Here is a 19,597-nt window from a genome sequence, read left to right as displayed (position 1 = left end):
GTGAAAAAAAGCTTTTCATGAGAAATTATAAATGATAAATTGTTAATAATGAATTATCGAGAATAAATTATGTGCTTTGGTTTACCTAACATAAACAGAGAAGGTTATTTATTTATAGTTGTTTCCTTTATCGTAACATGTATAGCATTCTCTATATCTTGGGGAGCTGGAATTACTTGCTTATTTCCAACGTTATTATGTACCTATTTTTTTCGTGATCCAGCAAGAGCTGTACCAAACAATAAGGACTTTATATTAAGTCCTGCTGATGGTGTAATTTCAAAGATAGAAGAAGTTAGTTACTCTTTATCAGAAGAGAATGAAGAAGAAAAGAAGTTTACGCTTGTTAGCATATTTCTAAGTGTTTTGAATGTCCACGTTAATCGTATACCAATATCTGGTACAATAAAGGAAATGAGTTATAAAAAAGGCAAGTTTGTTTCCGCAATAAGCAATAGGTCTAGTAATGAGAATGAAAAGCAGGTTATTGCGATTGAATATGAGAAGGGAAAAGAAATCATTGTAGAGCAAATAGCTGGATTTATTGCACGCCGTATTGTTTGTAATTTGAGGACATCTCAGAGTGTAAAAGCAGGTGAACGATTTGGAATTATAAGATTTGGTAGCAGAGTAAATATTTATATTCCCATTGGCATAGAAGTAAGAGTTTCAGAAGGGCAAACTGTTATTGGCGGTGAGACAGTTATAGCAGATTTTAATAAACAAGAGAAGCTTACTTTTGATGTTATATGAATAACGATGAAAGTAACAGTAAATTTTTACCTATTACCAAGTTATTCCCAAACTTTATAACTTTATTAGGTTTATGTGCTGGCCTTACTTCACTTAAATTCACATTTAATGAACAATGGGAATTTTCAGCAATTTTTATTATCATTGCAGCAATAATAGATGGAATGGACGGCAGGATAGCCAGAATTTTAAAATCAACCAGCGATTTTGGAGCACAACTCGATTCTTTTGCAGATTTTCTAAATTTTGGTTCAGCACCTGCTTTTCTTTTATACTTTTGGAAGTTAAATGAAATTAAAGTTGTAGGCTGGATCTTAGTAATGATATATGTAATCTGCATATCAATAAGACTTGCAAGATTCAATGTTTCGTTACATTCAGAACAATTATACTGGAAAAAATTTTTCTTTTCCGGTGTTCCAGCTCCTGTATGTGCTTTACTTGCTCTGTTACCAATAATTATTACCTTTCAATCTCATGAGAGTGAATACTTACTTCTTATAGAGCAATTTTTTAACGTAAAGAATACAGCTTGTTACTTTTTGGCCATTTCATTTTTTTCGATAAGTCATATTCCAACTTTCTCTGCAAAGTACATTTATGTTCCTAGAAGCCTATCCTATATATTTGTGTCGTTTTTTGGAGTATTGATCATACTGTTTATAAGCAAGCCCTGGATAACACTACCAATTTCAGGCGCATTGTATATACTTACTATTCCAATAAGCACTGGACTTTATATATACTACACATATAAAACTCATTAGCTATATAAAAGTAGTGAGCAGCATGATTGTAAAAGCAACTGATCTATTAAACTCTTTTTTATATATAAAGATATTCAACATACCATTTATAATTATTTGGGTAATTGCAACTGGGGTTTTTTGTACGATTCGATTCAAATTCATTAACTTTAGGTTGTTCAAATATGGGATACAAACATTATTCAACCTAGAGAGCCATAATAATAACGGCATAATCACCCACATTCAGGCATTTGCAACGGTAATTTCAGGAACAGTTGGTCTTGGAACAATATCAGGAGTTGCAATAGCTATTACAATAGGGGGGCCAAGTGCAGTTTTTTGGATGATAATTACCGGAGTACTTGGCATGTCAATAAAATTTGCTGAAGTAGTGCTTGCATTTACTCATCGCTCTGAAAACACAACTGGTGGGGCTTTTTATTATATGGAACATGGACTTGCAAAGATTGGATTTATGAAGACTGGCAAATTCCTTGCATTTATCTACGCAGTTATGCTGCTTGTTGCAATGATTCTAGGCGGCATACCATTTCAGGCAAATCAAATTGCAGCGTTGTCAAGTAACTTATTTGAATACAACACATCTGTTATTATCTCGCTATTTGTATTAATTGTAATACTGGGAGGAATAAAGCGAATTGCTTTAGTTGCAACAGGTTTAGGGCCGATCATGATAATGTTATATATAGGCATGTGTATATATTTAATCTGTGTAAACGGAAATAATCTACTGAATGCTCTATCTATAATATTTCAAGATATCTTTAACAAATCAGCTATAGGAGGTGGAGTATTGAGTGGATTAATAGCAGGGGTAAGAAGGTCAGTGTTTGCTAATGAAGCAGGTACTGGAACAGCAGCTATAGCACATTCGATTGTAAAAGAGAAAGACCCAGTTAAAGTTGGAAGTGTTGCAATGATTGCACCATTTGTAGACACAATATTAGTCTCATTTTTGACTGGTATTGTGATAATTATCACCGATATGCATATCACTAATACCGTAGGTGATATTACGTTAGTTAGCTCAGCATTTTCAACAGCCTTACCTTTATTTAGCAAGCTAGCTCTTCCGCTGATAATGTTTTCCTTTGCATTTTCCACAATCATAGCTTACTATTACTACTGTGAAGTTGCCCTAGTGTACTTATTTGGTAACAAAAAAGTACTGATATTGTTTCAGTTTTTTATAGTGGGTTCAGTGTATATAAGCTGTATATCAAAAAATATAGAATTTATATCTTATTTAGGTGATAGCCTGTTTATGTGCCTTATGATTCCAAATGCTGTTGCGATATATCTACTGAGAAGGGAAGTCTTAAATACAATAGATTCTTATTACAAAAGGTATTAAACATGATTTATAGAATGCTTTATATAGTGTTATTTTGCCTACCATTTAATGATGTATACGCTGCTTCAGTTTTTCATAAAAGTTATGACACTGCATTAAATGGAGTAAGCAACTTCATGAATGAAGTGTTGTTTTTCAAGATCTTTCACGTACCATTTATAATTCTTTTATTGGCCTTTGGTTATATATTTCTAACACTACGTTTTAGATTTCTCAACATAAGGATGTTTAAGCATGCGTTCGCTATTTTATGTGGAAAATATGACACAGATCATCATGATGGTCACATTACGCATTTTCAGGCATTTGTAACCGCGCTATCAAGCACAGTAGGTCTTGGAACTGTTGCTGGTGTTGCAATTGCAATTTCAATGGGAGGGCCAGGAGCGGTACCTTGGATGATGATCACAGGCTTTTTTGGTATGTCTGCAAAGTTTGCTGAAGTAACTTTAGCATTCAGACACAGAACAGAAGGCCAGGAGCAGTTATTCAGTGGTCCCTTTCAATATATAAGAAATGGACTAGAGGAATTTGGATTTAAGAAGCTTGGTATTGTAATAGCTGCAATATATGCAGTGTTTTTTGTATTGTCAGGTCTTGGTGGAAGTGTAGCATTTCAAACTAACCAAATGGTTTCAATATTATCTGGTTATTCAAATTGGATAGATGGTCATCCTTGGTTTCTCTCTTCCATAATTTCTACGTTACTTGCTCTGGTGATTATCGGTGGAATCAGGAGAATAGCTAAAGTCTCTTCTGCGCTGGTGCCTATTATGTCACTCATATATATTTTGAGTTGTTTCACGATTATTGCATTCAATATTCACAATTTTAGCAATACATTAAAAATATTGTTTTCCAGTATGATAGACTTCAATGCTGTTGGTGGTGGAGTAGTAGGAGCATTTGTCGCTGGGATTCAAAGGGCAATTTTTGCCAGTGAAGCAGGTGTTGGTTCTGCTGCAATTACTCACGCTGTAGCTAAAGATGAGGAGCCGGTTAGGACTGGTCTAGTTGCTATGATAGAACCATGCTTCGATACAATGTTAATTTGTTGTTTGACAGGAATAACAATAGTAATAACAGGCGCATACCAGACTGGCATTGGCGAGGGAATATTGATCACCCAAAAAGCATTTGAAACAGTTTCTTCTTGGTTTCCTATACTTTTAACCATCGCTGCGCCTTTGTTTGCGTTTTCCTCAGTAATTTCATTTGTATATTGTTGTGAAATGGGATGGCTGTATTTGTTTGGTGTAAAAAGTGTAGTAATATATCGTATAGCGGTGGTGGTAGTTGCATTTTTGTCAGGTTTGTCTAAAGATATAATGGCTATTGCTAATATTGGTGGGGCTTTATTCTCTTGTTTAGCACTCATCAATATGACAGCACTTATACTGTTTAGCAATCAGATTAATGATGAAGTTCAATGCTATCTAAAAAGACTGAGGAATAACAAGATCAACTAGATTTTTAGTATAATGGAGAAATATATAATTCTTATATTATCTTACGTAATCGGTTCAATACCGTTTAGCTTAATTATTGCAAAAATAAATGGTATAAATTTAAGAGAAGTAGGTTCAGGAAACATTGGTGCTACAAATGTTGCAAGAACAGGAAATAAGAGACTTGCTGTCCTCGCATTATTTTTAGACTCTTTGAAAGGATTTGTCGCGGTTTATACAGCACAACAATTTTGTGATAATAACGATTTTTATATATATGTATCTGCAATTTTAGCAGTTCTAGGGCATATGTTTCCTATTTGGCTAAGGTTCAATGGAGGAAAGGGAGTTGCAACAACTTTGGGAGTTTTGATAGCACTTAACATTTCTATAGCATTAGCATTTGTATTTGTCTGGCTAATAGTATTTTTTATCTTTCGGTACTCCTCTCTTGCTTCCTTGGCTGCTACTGCAGCAGCTGTTATAGCATCTTTCTTTTTTCAAAAGGAGTTATTCCTTATACTACTCACTGTAGCGATATTAATTTTCTTGAAGCATTACAAAAATATTGCAAATCTTCTGCAAGGCAGAGAACGTAAGTTTTTATGAGCTATGTCTCATTCCTTCTGCTACATTACTAGCGGATACTCCATGTGAGAGACGACTTGAGACCACTTCTTCTACTTCTTTTATTATTTCTTCCATGTTTTTTCCACTTTTTTTACATGCATCATCAAGTGCTAATTTTAGCTTACGTACATCATACTCTTCTAGCATCTTATTCATTTCTTCTTTCGTTATCTCTAATTTTTTCAATAAGATGTTCTCCATTACTCCCCTTTCATCACCTTTATACTGGCTACTCAGTCTGCTATACGCAATGCAACACTTCTTTTCTCGTGGCAAGGCTGACAGATTTTGCAATGTAGCATCTATTTGAGCTTCTATAGGGTTAACTTTCCTAGCCTTTTCAGCAGTTTCTGACCTAAATTTCTCGACTTCTTCTATTATTATTTCGTCAGCTATTCTCTTAGCTTCATTCAAAAATGAATCCTTAAGAGAAAAATCTATTCTAAGTAAATTTTGGTTTAAAAGCTTCAAAAAGACTTTTCCTTTGATGTTTTCGAGTTGATCGTCTAAACCATCCCCCTGTAGTTTATTTGTTATGTGCTGAGACAGCGCAAAGTGCTCTAATTTATTTAACTTTACAGAGCTGATATTTTTCATTAATGTCAGCACAATTTGTTCACTATACTGAGAAGTAAAACTTAGCAACCTTCTCATTAAAGGAACGCTTACTTCTGCAATAAAATCATCAACTATTTTTTGACTTTTATCATCTTCATAACTATTTTGGGCGTTACACCAAGCCTTAAGAATTTCTTTACTGTTTTTCTTATTTTTTAGCCTGTCTAACATAAACTTACGTGCTTCATTTTCTGCTTCTGTAAGGAGCATTTGTCTAGGTGGTGTAAATTTAATCTCTGGATCGGAATGAATACCCTCTAATGTACTTAACATTCTGTAGATAACACCAGTAAAACATGTGTTAGGAATTCGTTCTTTTCTAGAGAAAGTTTGACTATCCAGTAAATTTGCAATTAACGCGTCTTTTTTATTTTTTACAGCTTCTCTATCTCCATCATTGCAGGCTCTAAGAACTAACAGAAGAATTTGTCCACCAGTGAAGCCAGAGCTATGTTTCTCATTACCTTTGCAAAAATCTTGCAAAAACATTACTAATTTTCCCTTATTCTCATTACTAAATGGTTGACCATCAAGCATATGTAAGTAATTTATATATTCAATAAATTCTTCAAATTCCCTACTATTAATAGCGTCTTCTGTTACTGCATTATACTTGCGTATTAACTTACCAATATTATTACTAATATCGTCATTCAATTGATGGGGCAGTAAATGCTCATAAGTACCATCAAACTTATTTGTCATACTGCGAGTATTTTCTTTTATGCCTTCTAAAAAGAAACTTATAGCAGCTTTGAGTAACGTAAATGGATTAAAATCCTTTGGCCTTAATTCACTTTGTAATAGAATTAAAACCATTGCAAGTGGTATTGTTGCAAGTAACGAAACGAGTAGAAAAGTAATTGTAAAAGTTAGATATGTTACAGAAGCAAAAAATAAAAGGAAAGATGCTATCTTAATTTTATTTTTCTCAAAAAATATTTCCCAATATTCCTTTTTACTTATTTTTTCCTGCTTTGCAGCTTTTATGTCTTTATAAACGTAAAAAGTTTTTATTTCAGATCTAAAAAACAATGTGGCAAAAGATAAAAAGACATTGGCAGGATTAACTAAAATGCTTAAAGAAACAAAAGCTGCGAAGTAACTTGCTGTCTTTAATCTGTAAGAATCCTTTCCAGGAAATTGTATTTGGGAAACACCTATCATAGCCTACTCTCTATAATATTATGATATTGTAGTAATAACAAATAGCCTATAGATGTCAATGCTTAAGTATTTTACTGTCTACGCACTCATCGTATTCAATTTCAACTGTAGAGTGCGCAATTTCGAACCTATTTAATAGTATTTTTTTTATCTCATACAAAATATTAGTGTGTTGTCCATTTTGCTTTATCTTGGCATGCATAGTAAGTATAAAATAATTATCAGATAGTGACCATGCATGTATATGATGCACATCTATCACTTCAGGTAACTTAGATACAATCTCACTTTTTATCTCCTCAGCAGATACACTCTCAGGTGTACCTTCAAGGAGTATATGGCAAGAATTCTTGAGAATTTTATAGCCACTGTTTAAGATTATTACACTGACAAATACTGACAAAATAGGGTCCACTATTTGCCATCCGGTAAACATGATAATTATGGATGCAAGTATAGCAGCTACAGAACCTAAAATGTCTCCGATAACATGCAATACAGCACTTTTTATGTTTATATTACTTTCGCATTTACTATGTAATATAAAAAAGACTATAATGTTAGAGATCAGGCCAAGTGTGGCAATTATTAGCATTACTTTCCATTCAACATTGACCGGACAAATGAATCTCTTTATTGATTCAATTATAATGACCGCTGCAATGAAAAATAGAGTTAAACCATTAACAAATGCTGCAATTATCTGCAATCTGTGATACCCATATGACCTCTGTAAATCAGATTTCTTAGCTGAAAATTTGTGTGCTATCCAGCTTAAAACCAAGGCAAAAAGATCAGTGAGCATATGTCCTGCATCTGATAGTAGAGCAAGCGAATGTGAAATTACTCCACCTGCTATCTCCATAAGCATTGTTATTGCGACTATTATTATGGAATAAATTAAGCGCTTGGACTCTGCTATTGAGTGTTTGCCATTGTGCACTGCTGTCATATAAAATCTTTTTATGAGCAAAAAAACGTGGGTAACACTGGGCTCGAACCAGCGACCCCTTGCACGTCAAGCAAGTGCTCTACCAACTGAGCTAATTACCCATCGTAGCTTTAGTATAGTGCTTCAGTGAAATGGAAGTCAATTTGCTTTTAGACTTCTTGTTGAATGAAATTCCTTGACAAACCTTCCCACTTTCCTTATCATACCAATAAGAGTATTTATCCTTGTTTTTGGGCTCAACGACAAAATTCAGGTGTTTATTGGCAAATTACATAAAATTATAGTGGCTTTTTTTATTTTTCTACATTCAGCCAAATCGCGTTTGTTAGCACATTATCAATTTACATTATTAAAACTCGCTATATAGGGATTTTTTTGCCTTTTTTAAAATTGATAAATTTCTTAATATTTATAATTCCGCTACTTATTAACAGCTATGGAATTTTAGCTATATTCTCGATTTTTCATATTGAGTTAACTATCTATACTTTTTTATTAAGATATAAACTATACTAATATGAGAATTTACGTTTTCTTCAGATGAGTCACTTTATGCTTGATATTGTAAAGACTAATAAATTAGAGGTTAGAATTATGACAATCAATCAACAAATAAATAAAAATATAACTAAAGAAGAATACTTTAACAATAAGCATATCATAGAAGTTAAAGATTTAAATATTAAAGTAGAAGTTTATTCTCATAATTTAAGAGCAAGTAAAGTTGCTCACATTGAAAGTGAGATAAGAGAAACAGCTACTAATTTTAAAGATGCATTTAAGCTGGAGCCTGGTAGCTCAGAACAAACATTCAAAATTTATGTGTTTGATGATAAGGCTGATTACACTCACCTTGGTGGAACCGAACGTTTTGGTTCTTACCTTGGAGATGAAGGTGGTAAATGTTACTACAAAGGAGAAGCTGATGTTTTTGCTGAGATGTATGTCTATCAGCAAGGCGGCGTTCATAACCTTCAGCATGAATTTGCGCATGGTTTGACTTACTTGGCTACAGGAGGAAAATCTCTACCTACAGTATTAATGGAGGGAATTGCAGATTACTTTGAACATCATTCAGATCACAAGTTCAATGCTCAAGGGTCAAGTATCGATAAAACCGAAGCTGCAAATCTAGATTTAGATAAAATTTTAAGTTTAAAATATTCAAATAACAGCGAAGAAAATAGTTTGGTTTATAAGACAGGCCATGCGTTGATAATGTACTTACAGGAAAAAGATCCTAGTTTATTAAGAGACTACCTAGATGCTTTACGTCAAGGTAACTCAGATGAATCAAAAAGTTTCTTGAAAGACATAAAAGGACATGATGCTGACTTCAAAAGTTGGCTTGCTGAGAATGATACAGAAACTGCAATGGAACATCTCAACGCTTTGCAAGTTACAAAAGGAGATTTTATAGCAACTGGTCAAGAAATAGTGGGTGGAGAAATTAAAGATGTATCGTATTATAAAGCAAATATAGAAAAAATAGATGGAGAAAACGTTGGAAGTTTTTCTCCTGTAGAACATGTTGCATTTCATAATGTTGCTCGCGCTGTTAATAGGGCAACAAATGATAACCTCGATATATCAGAGGAATATCATTTCTTAAAGGTAATCAAAACTTCTGATGGACAGGTTAAGCTGACTTACTCTGATCAACAAGGTAATGAATATCAAAACAGTTTAGAGTATAAAAATCAGGCTTTAAGGACATTGTCAAATTACGATGAGAATCTAAAAAAAGTTTATGATAATGCATTAAAAGACCTGGATGAGCAGATTCGCAAGGAATCCGCTGAAGTACGTGAAAAATACCATAAGCAAGAGATTTCCTATGAAGAACTTTTGGAAAAATATAACTTCATTACTTCTTCCTCTCGATATGAAGAATTGAAAAAATCCTTACTTGATGAGATGATAGACACTGGTTCAAAACAATTAAAGGCAACTCAGAACATTGACGTAGAAAAGATGTTAGAAGAGATGGTTAATATCGATCCAAACCTAATCAGAGGTGCTCATATTAATCTACAAGAAGGTAAAGTTTTCTCTATCAAAGCTCTTGGTCACGGAGATATGGGTGCACTATCTATATATGATGGGAATACAAAGCTTGGAGAGTTGTCGAGCGAATCGGGCTTTTTTAAGCAAGTTGAAGGTCAAACTAAAGAAACTTTTGTTTTTGAGGACATATTGCACAACTTGAATACTCAATATGACGGTGGTGCTTATATGGCTATTACAAAAGAAAATGGTCATTATAAAGCTTCTCTGATAGATGGCAGAACAGTTGAACGTGATGAATACTTTGATGAAGCACATTTACATGAAAATGAATTGTTGCATCCTAGCACTGGACACATTCAAAAAGATTTAGATTCTCTGCTTCTTAGAGGGACCAAAATTCTAAATCATCAGGATTCAAAGCATGCTCAATATTCTGATGAGCAAAGAGAAAGCGGCGTAATCGTAGAAAAAGGAACATTATTGGATGATAAAGGGACTGATAGAACAGACGACGATGTATACGAAGCGGTTGTAAAGCAAGGAGGCGAAAATCTACATGCATTCAAAAATATGGGCTTCTATATCACTGAAGAGATGAAAAATGAAAGAGGTGAAGTTGTAAATGGGAGTAACTTATTCATTCATGATCACGGAAAAAATGTGCGCTATCAGTTACCTGAAGAAGTTACTCATCTAAAGTTAGTGCAAAAGGATGACGGATACAAATTGGTGCCAGCTGATGAACGTGGTAATGAATATAGGTATGATGCTCAAGGTAATACTATACCAGACGAATACAAATATATTGACCCAGTATTTGCACATGAATATGAAAAGAGAGATTATTCTCATAAACATATAAATGTGGGCCTTATAAACTTAGAAAAATATGCCCCTGGTAAACTTTTTACCATTAAACATGATCCAAATGATTACCATATACAAAGAAATTCCGGCGGTGAAATAGTTAGAATAAAAGATCAAACATATTTCACTAAAGTAAAACTATTTGATGGTGATGAAGAAATTGGAATGTTATCTAATAACTTCCATAACTTCAAAGGAAAAATATTCTTTTCTGCTGATTATAACTACAGTTATAACGATTTCCTATCATCTGTTTCTCCTCAAGTTGAAATTGAGGATATGGGAAATGGAAGTAAAAAAATAACTTTTGATCAAGGTGATGGCGATATCGGTGACACTAATAGAGGCTACACTGACTATCAGAGAATATTCACAAAAGAGAAACAAACCGAAAGTCCAAAAGGGCAAGTAAGTGAAACTAAGACAGAAGTTCATAGTACTACTAATGTTGTTGCTGAAGAGAGAAACGACAATAGTGAAATACAGTCTGATCAACCACAAATTCCAACAAGGGCAAAAAGGTCAGCTTCAGTGGAGGAGAAAGAGCAGGTAGTGTTGAAAGACACAATCTTGAAAATAGAAAAGAGCTATGATAGAGATGTAGAAGGAAAGCATAAGGCAAATGTAATCATAGATTATAATGATGTGAAAGCCTTGTATAATAGAGCAGAAGGAGCAGATAAGCAATCTGTGTTAGATTTTTGGAACAAACTGCATACATCGGATTATAAGATTGGTGCTTTGCCGGAAGACAAGTATTACTTTAAAGATGGCAAATTTCTAATTCACGATAGTGACACGAAAAAGCTTATAGTGTTACCTGAGGATAAGGTATCTATCAAAATAATGAAGGATGGTGATAGTTATAGTTTGGCTATATCAAATGGTAATGGCAAAGTAATAAGCAGCATTAGTAAAATAGATAATCCAAATTACGAATTGCTATCAGATTCAAGTCACTTCAGCTTAGAAACACAAGATAACTTTGAGTTATTAGATCAACATCATGAATATAATCTCTATCTAGAGAATGGTTTTGTGAAAATGTTCGACTGCGCAAGCGATCACGTTTATCACGATCATAACTCAGCCTATATATAATATACAAGGAGGGCCCTGCCCTCTTCTTGTCATTCAATTCGATGTTACCCCAGTTCTCTCTTCTGTCATCCCAGTGCTTGACACTGGGATCTAGTAAATTTACTTACTAGATATGAAAAGTTATTATACTTACAAGCAAGCACAATAAGGCTCTGTATATAGGTATAACGTCAAATCTAACTAAACGAATTTGGGAACATAAAAATAAAGTTATTTCTGGCTTTACATCAAAGTACAATGTGCAGAAATTAGTTTACTTTGAGATATTTCAAGATGTAGGTTCAGCTCTGAACAGAGAAAAACTTTTGAAAAGCTGGAAAAGAGAGTGGAAAATTGATTTAGTTGAAAGGGAAAAACCAAATTGGGCTGATTTATATGATGAAATTATAAAATAAAATGAGATCCCAGTGTCAAGCACTGGGATGACATCATCTGCTACATACTTGAATCACAAGAGAAGAATTCTGAAGCAAAAAGCTTCAAGGAAATCTTATGCAAAATCTAGTATTTACGGAATTTATATTATTTTCATGCACATTATGGTTTTTATAATTAACGGAGAGTGTGATATGGCGTTGAGTGATAATTTGAATGGTAAAACAGAACAACAGCTCATAGACGATGGTGACTTTATAAATGCTCTAGTAGGAAAGCTTAAAGCAGGAGCTGGTGATAATGGTGTTTACACTAAAACAACAGCAGAGAATACGTTTCTTAAAACTGCAGATCTTGCAACAAAAGTTGCAGCAAAACCTGTTGTTGAAGCTATATTCGATGCTAAAGATGGAAATGATAAAATCTCTGAAACAAAGGTAGGTGCTACTTTTGCTAAGAAAACTGATCTAGATAATAAAGCTAATATTGATGGTTCTAATGCAACTGAAGCTGGTGTGAATGCTATGTTAGGTAAACTAACAGACAAAGTTTTGAAAAATTCAGAACTTTCAGCAAAAGTTTCAGATAAAGCTGTTGTTGAAGCTATATTCGATGCTAAAGATGGAAATGATAAAATCTCTGAAACAAAGGTAGGTGCTACTTTTGCTAAGAAAACTGATCTAGATAATAAAGCTGATGCTAATGGTACAAATTTAGATGATGCTAAAGTTACTGCTATTTTAGAAAAGCTTACAGATAAAGTTGTGAAAACTTCAGAACTTTCAGCAAAAGCTGCAGACAAAGCCGTTGTTGAAGCTATATTCAATGCTCAAGACCTTACAGATCCTGCTAATCCTATAAATGTTGCTGAAACTAAAATAGGTGCTACTTTTGCTAAGAAAACTGATCTAGATAATAAAGCTGATGCTAATGGTACAAATTTAGATGATGCTAAAGTTACTGCTATTTTAGAAAAGCTTACAGATAAAGTTGTGAAAACTTCAGAACTTTCAGCAAAAGCTGCAGACAAAGCCGTTGTTGAAGCTATATTCAATGCTCAAGACCTTACAGATCCTGCTAATCCTATAAATGTTGCTGAAACTAAAATAGGTGCTACTTTTGCTAAGAAAACTGATCTAGATAATAAAGCTGATGCTAATGGTACAAATTTAGATGATGCTAAAGTTACTGCTATTTTAGAAAAGCTTACAGATAAAGTTGTGAAAACTTCAGAACTTTCAGCAAAAGCTGCAGACAAAGCCGTTGTTGAAGCTATATTCAATGCTCAAGACCTTACAGATCCTGCTAATCCTATAAATGTTGCTGAAACTAAAATAGGTGCTACTTTTGCTAAGAAAACTGATCTAGATAATAAAGCTGATGCTAATGGTACAAATTTAGATGATGCTAAAGTTACTGCTATTTTAGAAAAGCTTACAGATAAAGTTGTGAAAACTTCAGAACTTTCAGCAAAAGCTGCAGACAAAGCCGTTGTTGAAGCTATATTCAATGCTCAAGACCTTACAGATCCTGCTAATCCTATAAATGTTGCTGAAACTAAAATAGGTGCTACTTTTGCTAAGAAAACTGATCTAGATAATAAAGCTGATGCTAATGGTACAAATTTAGATGATGCTAAAGTTACTGCTATTTTAGAAAAGCTTACAGATAAAGTTGTGAAAACTTCAGAACTTTCAGCAAAAGCTGCAGACAAAGCCGTTGTTGAAGCTATATTCAATGCTCAAGACCTTACAGATCCTGCTAATCCTATAAATGTTGCTGAAACTAAAATAGGTGCTACTTTTGCTAAAATTGACGCTTCCAACCTTACAGATGCAAAAAATCAAAAAGCTTTTGCAGAAGCTATCCTTCCTGCTAAAGATGGCAAACAATCAATCTTAGTAAATAAACTTGGGAAAGCTTTAGACAGGGTTCAACATAATGCTGACGACAAAGTATATGGTGCTCAAGGTAGTGAAAAGATAGCAAAAGATTTCTTAGCTGATAAAGGATTAAAACCAACGCCTGAAGATGTAGCCACCGAGCTAGTAAAAAACCCAAGTTTTCAAGCTAGTGCCAAAATTGCAGTCAATGCTCAAGATGCAGGATTTCAAGAAGCTGTAAAGGCAGTAATGTCACAGCCATCTTTTGAAATTCCACAAGATACAAGTTCAGCACTTTCTTGGGATTGGTAATGTAAGTGCTAGTGAATGACATTTTGCGATGTCATTCACTGTTGTCATTCCAGTATCACATGCTGGAATGACATCCTTGTTTTATTGCAACTAATTTGCAGTGATTTTTGTTTTAATGTAAATGGAATATAGTCCTATTGCTGCTGCGTTTGAAACATTTAGACTATCAATTACGTTTGACATTGGAATTTTTAAAAGATAATCACAACTTTCTTTCACTAATCTCCGCATTCCTTTCTCTTCAGAACCAAAAATAATTACTCTTTTTTGCCCAAAATTCTTTATTTCATCTATATTTTCCTTTGCATTGCAATCAAACCCATAACACCAGTAGCCTATCTTTTTTAAAGACTCCATCGTTTTTACTATGTTTGTAACGTATATTAGAGGAACAATATCCAGTGCTCCACTTGCTGCTTTTGCGATAGATGCATTTTCGCTAGGTGAATGGTGATGTGGTAAAATCAGTGCATCAATGTTGAAACAAGCTGAGGTTCTTAAAATCGATCCTATATTGTGTGTATCAGTAATTTGATCTAAAATGACTATAGTAGAGCTGTTTTCAGCTATTTCTTCAATATTTAAGCTATGAAAAATAGGAGTAACTTTTAAAGCAATTCCTTGGTGATTTACACCTTTGGGTAAAACATCATTGAACATTTTGTTCTCTACCAGTCGAGGTTTAATGCCCTTACTATCTGCACATTGTTTAATTTCTTTCTCAAATTCTCTGTAGAAATTTTCTGTTACTAACAGTTCTATACACCGCCTATTTTTGTTTCTTAATGCTGAAATACAAGTGTGCTTTCCATATATCCAACAGTTTTCATTAGCTTTTGATGATTTCATCTCATTATTGAAAATCAGTTTTTTATAGAATAAGCAATATTTTACTGTGTTTATATATTGTTGTAAAATTATGCAGTTCAATTAATGAATTTATGTCAGATGATGAGTTAGATTGGCAAAAAAATGTTAAGCCAATAGAATGTGGAAAAGTTACTTTGAAAGTTGATCACAAAGTAAATATAATAAAATCTATGATTGATAAAGGTGCCTCTAGTTTACAAGAAAATTTTCTTAATACTGATAATGGTGATTCATCATTTTGTCTTGACTACAATACAAAATTAAAGATCGATAGGGGCAAATATTTTATAAGCGATAAACTCGATTTGCATGGCTATAGTATAGATAATGCTTATTGTCAATTGATAGATTTTATTATCAAAAATTATCAAGCAGGGAATAGGTGCTTATTGGTAATTACGGGGCATGGTAATAGTACAGATAAAATAGACACTATAAAGAATAGCTTAAATAAGTGGTTGAATGACACAAAAGTTCGAAATATGATCTTATACTATCAGCAAGCCATAAAAAAACATGGTGGCAAAGGAGCTTTTTATGTCTTATTAAGAAGAAATAAAGGTTAATTTTAGAGTACCTATTTAGGAGTACCTTTCTTAGAATTCACGTGTTGAAGAATGATTTCTGCTAAACCTTTACTAATTCCAGGTACGTTTTGAATTTCAGCTAGAGAAGCTTTGCTTATATTTTCTACCGAACCAAAATGAGACATGAGTGCCTTCTTTCTTTTACTGCCAACACCGGATATTTCACTTAATTGTGAAGCAAAAAACTGTTTATCGCGTTTTTTTCTGTGCGAAGTTATTGCAAAACGGTGAGCTTCATTACGCAGCAATTGTAAATAAAGCATGACCTTACTGTCACTTGCTAGAGTAAATTCTTCTCTGCTCGGCACATAAAATCTTTCATTTCCTGCATTACGATCATGACCTTTTGCCATACAAGCAAAAGGAACTTTTATATTCAATATTTCCAACACATTCTGCACTATGGAAACATGTCCTGGACCGCCATCAATCAGTAAAAAATCAGGGATTATATCTTTTATATTGCCAGAGAAACGTCTAGTCAGCACTTCTCTCATCATTTTATAATCATCACCTGAAATTTCTTCTTTTATAGTAAATTTTTTGTATTCACTTTTTAAAAAACCTTCCTGCCCTGCAACAATCATCACACCAACTTGTTGATTTCCAGATATATGGCTATTATCATAAACCTCGATACGCTTTGGAATATTTGGTAACGAGAAGATCTTGCTAAGCTCTTCGAGCTTTTCTAGGTTATTTCTATAATCAGTAAGCTTCTGCTCTAAGCTATGCTGAGAATTATTGTAAATAAAATTCAACAAATCACGTTCTTTACTATTTTTCGCATGCAAAACTTTTATTGATTTTTGAGTAAGAGCATACAGTGCTTGTTCTATAATTTCCTTATCCACAATAGAATATGGAACGTAAATTTGCGCTGGTGGTGTGTTAACTGGATTATACAAATTGACCAAAAAGGTGGATAAAATTTCATCATTTGAATGATCACTACAATTCTCAATGAAGTAAGGAATGCTTCCATAGTTACCTTTATCTCTGAAAGATAGTACACCAATGCATGCTAAGTCTGCCTCACGTACAACGCTAAAGAAATCTGCATCTTCTTCAAAAGAAAAATCCATTGGCTGCATTTGAATTTGCTGAAGAAATTTCAATCGATCTCTATAGACAGCAGCAAGCTCGTAGTTCATCTCCCTACTGCACTTTTCCATTGTAGAAAATAGCTGTCTTTGCACTTCTTTATTCCTTCCTAGCAGAGTATCTTGTGCTTGTTTTACTGATTTGCAGTAATCATCTTTTGTAATTTTATCTACGCATGGTGCTGAACAGCGCTTAACTTGATACTCAAGACATGGTCTTTTTGTTGAAGAGAAATATTGATCTGAACATACTCTTAAGAGAAAAGCTTTTTGCAATGATAATATAGTGTTCTTAAGAGCAGCAGCAGATGGAAAAGGGCCGTAGTAATGAAACTCATTCTTCTTAAACTTACCTCTATATTTCGCTATTCTTGGATAATCATGCTTAGAAATTATTATATAAGGATAAGATTTTCCATCCCTAAGCAAAATATTATAAGATGGTTTTAACGATTTTATTAACTGTGCTTCAAGAAGCAATGCTTCGATTTCATTCTCAGTGATGAATATTTCAACCTTAATAACCTGTGAGATCATTACTCTGATTCGTTCAGAAAGGTTTTCGAATTGAAGGTAGTCGGATAATCTCGACTTCAAGTTTTTTGCTTTACCAATGTATAAAACCTTATTCTTATCTCCAACCATCTTATAAACGCCACAGGATTGTGGAGATGATTTGATTTGTTCCTTATATTGCCTGAGTATTTATCAATTGTTTAACCTGTATAAGGTTAAACTCTGCTACTAAATGAAAGGTAGAAACAACATTTGCAAGCAAAGATAACCTGTTTATTCTAAGCTCATTAGAATCACAGTTAATCTTTACACTGTCCATAAATTGATTGATAAATGGAGCAAAACGAGCAAGTGCATCAAGCGCTGTATTAAAGTAGTTATTTTCTATCGCTTGTTTTATGTTTTTACAAGCAGCTATAGCACAATTTGATAGCGCAATCTCCTCATCTTCAATCAAAAACTTCTTACTGTAAGATGCATTATAAGTAGTGCCATCACTTTTTCTCACTTTGCTCATCATGTTACTGGCTCTTTTATAAGTGCTTAGAACCTGTTCACCTTCTTTTGTACTAAGATAACGATCCAATATCACAGTTTGCTTTTCCGCTTTCAGCAGATCATTAATATCGACTTTATATAGTATTGAATCTACAACATCTTGCCTCATATTTCTATTTTTTAAAATAACCTTGAACCTTTCTAAGCAGAATTTAAATACTAGTTCTGAAATTTGTTTTTCACTTGGCTTATCAACTGGAGTTATATTTTTATTCAATAGAAGTCTTGAACATAAAGATACTGACTTATCTATCAGCAATCTAATTGGAATATGCAAATTATTTTCAAGTATTGTTCTAATTATACCAATTGTCATTCTCCGCAAACCAAACTGATCATACGAACCAGAGATTTTCTCACCTGCTGCAATTAAACCAACCAAACTATCCATCTTGTCTGCAATAGCTACAGCAATCGCAGTAGGAGATTTAGGACATTCTTGCTCCGATCCAATTGGCTTATAGTGCTCAGTTATAGCTTCTACTACTTCTTTATCTTCTTGAAAATAAGAAGCGTAGTATCCACTCATTACTCCTTGCAATCCCGGAAATTCTTTCACTATCAACGTTGCAAGATCTGCCTTTGCTAAATATGCAGCACGTTCAACTTTAATTAATGAAGCATGTGGAATAAATATCGCTATATACTTTGAAAGAGCGATAATACGCTTCACTTTTTCTTCTACGCTACCGAGCGAAGCATGAAATGAAATAGAGCTCAATTTTTTGACATAGTAATCTAGGTTTTCCTTCTTGTCTTGAGATATCAAAAACTGGGCATCAGCAAGACGTGCTTCTAATATTCTTTCATGGCCTTTGACAACTTCATTATTGTTAACATTTACAACAGTAACAAAATGTGAAATTTTCTGTCCATCACTTAAAGCAAGATACTTTTGCTGCGCATTAATTATACTAAGTATTACTTCCTTCGGTAATTCTGATGATTTTACTTTACCAAATAATACTATTGGCCACTCTATAAGCCCTGCCAATTCATTAAGTAAATAATCATTTTTTTCAAGTTGTAAGTTCTGCTCTTTTGTAAACTTATTAATCTGATCTAGTATAAATTGCTTTCTTTTGTCCAACTGGAGAATGACATTATTTTTTTCTAACAATTCAAAATAGTCTTTGGGTGTTTTAACAGTAAGTGCTGCATCACCCGAAAGAAACCTATGACCATACGTTACGTTGCATGCTGCAACCCCTGCAAAAGATACAGGTATTATTTCGTCATTAAAAATACATAGAATATTTTTAATTGGCCTAACCCATCTCTCTTTTCTTTCACCCCATCTCATGCTCTTTGGCCAAGAAAAGTTTTTTAGCATTTCCTCTAGTTGATTTTTGAGAAACCCGTTGATGTTAAATAAGCAGCTTTCTCTCTTAATGAAGTAAAAATCTTCATCGTTTACTTTGCGAATGAGTAAATCTTCTTCAACTTTGCGATTTTTTCTCAAAAAACCTTCGATAGCACTTTTCGGTGCATTAACTCTTGGTCCTTTAATCTCATTGTTAGAATCTTTTAGCTCCAAAGCACTTATGCCATCAATAAAAAGAGCAATGCGACGTGCAGTCACATAAACTTCTATAGATGCAAATTTCACATTATTTTTACTAAAAGCATTAGTGATATAGCTCTTAACCTGAGCTGCAGATGAATTCTGCATTCTTGATGGAATTTCTTCTGAAAGACATTCAAACAATAATTGTGACAACAT

The 19,597-nt window shown here is 33.6% G+C and carries 14 protein-coding genes and 1 tRNA gene; 9 read left to right on the top strand and 6 right to left on the bottom strand.

Annotated features, from left to right (window positions below; all coding sequences use genetic code 11):
* Window positions 1–69: 69 nt before the first annotated feature.
* From BVG17_RS05375 to plsY, 5 genes are read left to right on the top strand one after another with little or no spacing between them, the layout of a single operon-like run.
* Window positions 70–753 carry a phosphatidylserine decarboxylase gene (locus BVG17_RS05375; RefSeq protein WP_063631019.1) on the top strand — a complete coding sequence of 228 codons (684 nt, stop codon included), beginning with the start codon at window positions 70–72 and terminating at the stop codon, window positions 751–753.
* Window positions 750–1,520 (top strand): CDP-alcohol phosphatidyltransferase family protein, encoded by a 771-nt coding sequence (locus BVG17_RS05370; protein ID WP_063631018.1) that lies wholly within the window; start codon window positions 750–752, stop codon window positions 1,518–1,520. Before BVG17_RS05375 ends, BVG17_RS05370 begins: the two co-directional genes overlap by 4 nt.
* A gap of 22 nt (window positions 1,521–1,542) precedes the next feature.
* A complete protein-coding gene (locus BVG17_RS05365; protein WP_010404445.1) occupies window positions 1,543–2,877 on the top strand; it encodes an alanine/glycine:cation symporter family protein in 1,335 nt (444 codons plus the stop codon).
* A gap of 2 nt (window positions 2,878–2,879) precedes the next feature.
* Entirely contained in the window at window positions 2,880–4,346 is a 1,467-nt protein-coding gene (locus BVG17_RS05360) for an alanine/glycine:cation symporter family protein (RefSeq protein WP_063631017.1), read from the top strand.
* A 12-nt stretch (window positions 4,347–4,358) separates the two neighbouring features.
* The gene (plsY, locus tag BVG17_RS05355; RefSeq protein WP_052264701.1) at window positions 4,359–4,934 is read left to right on the top strand and encodes a glycerol-3-phosphate 1-O-acyltransferase PlsY; all 576 of its coding nucleotides are present in this window, start codon (window positions 4,359–4,361) and stop codon (window positions 4,932–4,934) included.
* Here plsY and BVG17_RS05350 read toward each other — a convergent pair.
* The 3 genes from BVG17_RS05350 to BVG17_RS05340 form a co-directional block, all read right to left on the bottom strand.
* The gene (locus BVG17_RS05350) at window positions 4,929–6,740 is read right to left on the bottom strand and encodes a hypothetical protein (protein WP_063631016.1); all 1,812 of its coding nucleotides are present in this window, start codon (window positions 6,738–6,740) and stop codon (window positions 4,929–4,931) included. The two genes, plsY and BVG17_RS05350, sit on opposite strands and share 6 nt — an antisense overlap.
* Window positions 6,741–6,795: 55 nt before the next feature.
* On the bottom strand, window positions 6,796–7,692 hold the full coding sequence (locus BVG17_RS05345; RefSeq protein WP_007302486.1) for a cation diffusion facilitator family transporter: 897 nt from the start codon (window positions 7,690–7,692) through the stop codon (window positions 6,796–6,798).
* A gap of 28 nt (window positions 7,693–7,720) precedes the next feature.
* Window positions 7,721–7,793, bottom strand: a tRNA-Val gene (locus tag BVG17_RS05340).
* Between the two features lie 451 nt (window positions 7,794–8,244).
* On the opposite strand from BVG17_RS05340, the gene BVG17_RS05335 reads away from it, so the two are divergent.
* The 3 genes from BVG17_RS05335 (at window position 8,245) to BVG17_RS05325 (ending at window position 14,240) form a co-directional block, all read left to right on the top strand.
* Entirely contained in the window at window positions 8,245–11,670 is a 3,426-nt protein-coding gene (locus tag BVG17_RS05335; RefSeq protein WP_172793465.1) for a peptidase M2, read from the top strand.
* Window positions 11,671–11,792: 122 nt separating this feature from the next.
* A complete protein-coding gene (locus BVG17_RS05330; RefSeq protein ID WP_063630957.1) occupies window positions 11,793–12,065 on the top strand; it encodes a GIY-YIG nuclease family protein in 273 nt (90 codons plus the stop codon).
* Window positions 12,066–12,239: 174 nt separating this feature from the next.
* Window positions 12,240–14,240 (top strand): hypothetical protein, encoded by a 2,001-nt coding sequence (locus BVG17_RS05325; RefSeq protein WP_143688859.1) that lies wholly within the window; start codon window positions 12,240–12,242, stop codon window positions 14,238–14,240.
* A 90-nt stretch (window positions 14,241–14,330) separates the two neighbouring features.
* Here the strand turns inward: BVG17_RS05325 and rlmB are convergent, their stop codons facing one another.
* The gene (gene rlmB / locus BVG17_RS05320; RefSeq protein ID WP_063630952.1) at window positions 14,331–15,089 is read right to left on the bottom strand and encodes a 23S rRNA (guanosine(2251)-2'-O)-methyltransferase RlmB; all 759 of its coding nucleotides are present in this window, start codon (window positions 15,087–15,089) and stop codon (window positions 14,331–14,333) included.
* A 92-nt stretch (window positions 15,090–15,181) separates the two neighbouring features.
* Between rlmB and BVG17_RS05315 the strand changes: the two genes are divergently transcribed.
* Window positions 15,182–15,676 (top strand): Smr/MutS family protein, encoded by a 495-nt coding sequence (locus BVG17_RS05315; RefSeq protein ID WP_063630951.1) that lies wholly within the window; start codon window positions 15,182–15,184, stop codon window positions 15,674–15,676.
* Window positions 15,677–15,687: 11 nt separating this feature from the next.
* Here BVG17_RS05315 and uvrC read toward each other — a convergent pair whose 3' ends face one another.
* Both uvrC and glyS read right to left on the bottom strand, forming a co-directional pair.
* Entirely contained in the window at window positions 15,688–17,505 is a 1,818-nt protein-coding gene (gene uvrC, locus BVG17_RS05310; RefSeq protein WP_063630950.1) for an excinuclease ABC subunit UvrC, read from the bottom strand.
* Window positions 17,489–19,597 (bottom strand): glycine--tRNA ligase subunit beta, encoded by a 2,109-nt coding sequence (gene glyS / locus BVG17_RS05305; protein ID WP_063630949.1) that lies wholly within the window; start codon window positions 19,595–19,597, stop codon window positions 17,489–17,491. The genes uvrC and glyS overlap by 17 nt, the downstream gene beginning before the upstream one ends.

The sequence above is a fragment of the Wolbachia endosymbiont of Laodelphax striatellus genome (assembly GCF_007115015.1).
Classification (GTDB): domain Bacteria; phylum Pseudomonadota; class Alphaproteobacteria; order Rickettsiales; family Anaplasmataceae; genus Wolbachia.
This window is presented reverse-complemented; position numbering and strand designations above follow the sequence as displayed.

Excerpts from the sequence above, each read along its gene's own strand:
- BVG17_RS05350 (WP_063631016.1), bottom strand. The coding sequence starts at position 6,740 with ATGATAGGTGTTTCCCAAATACAATTTCCTGGAAAGGATTCTTACAGA.
- BVG17_RS05315 (WP_063630951.1), top strand. The coding sequence starts at position 15,182 with ATGTCAGATGATGAGTTAGATTGGCAAAAAAATGTTAAGCCAATAGAA.
- BVG17_RS05365 (WP_010404445.1), top strand. The coding sequence starts at position 1,543 with ATGATTGTAAAAGCAACTGATCTATTAAACTCTTTTTTATATATAAAG.
- BVG17_RS05360 (WP_063631017.1), top strand. The coding sequence starts at position 2,880 with ATGATTTATAGAATGCTTTATATAGTGTTATTTTGCCTACCATTTAAT.
- BVG17_RS05370 (WP_063631018.1), top strand. The coding sequence starts at position 750 with ATGAATAACGATGAAAGTAACAGTAAATTTTTACCTATTACCAAGTTA.
- BVG17_RS05345 (WP_007302486.1), bottom strand. The coding sequence starts at position 7,692 with ATGACAGCAGTGCACAATGGCAAACACTCAATAGCAGAGTCCAAGCGC.
- BVG17_RS05375 (WP_063631019.1), top strand. The coding sequence starts at position 70 with ATGTGCTTTGGTTTACCTAACATAAACAGAGAAGGTTATTTATTTATA.
- glyS (WP_063630949.1), bottom strand. The coding sequence starts at position 19,597 with ATGTTGTCACAATTATTGTTTGAATGTCTTTCAGAAGAAATTCCATCA.
- rlmB (WP_063630952.1), bottom strand. The coding sequence starts at position 15,089 with ATGAAATCATCAAAAGCTAATGAAAACTGTTGGATATATGGAAAGCAC.
- BVG17_RS05325 (WP_143688859.1), top strand. The coding sequence starts at position 12,240 with ATGGCGTTGAGTGATAATTTGAATGGTAAAACAGAACAACAGCTCATA.
- plsY (WP_052264701.1), top strand. The coding sequence starts at position 4,359 with ATGGAGAAATATATAATTCTTATATTATCTTACGTAATCGGTTCAATA.
- BVG17_RS05335 (WP_172793465.1), top strand. The coding sequence starts at position 8,245 with ATGCTTGATATTGTAAAGACTAATAAATTAGAGGTTAGAATTATGACA.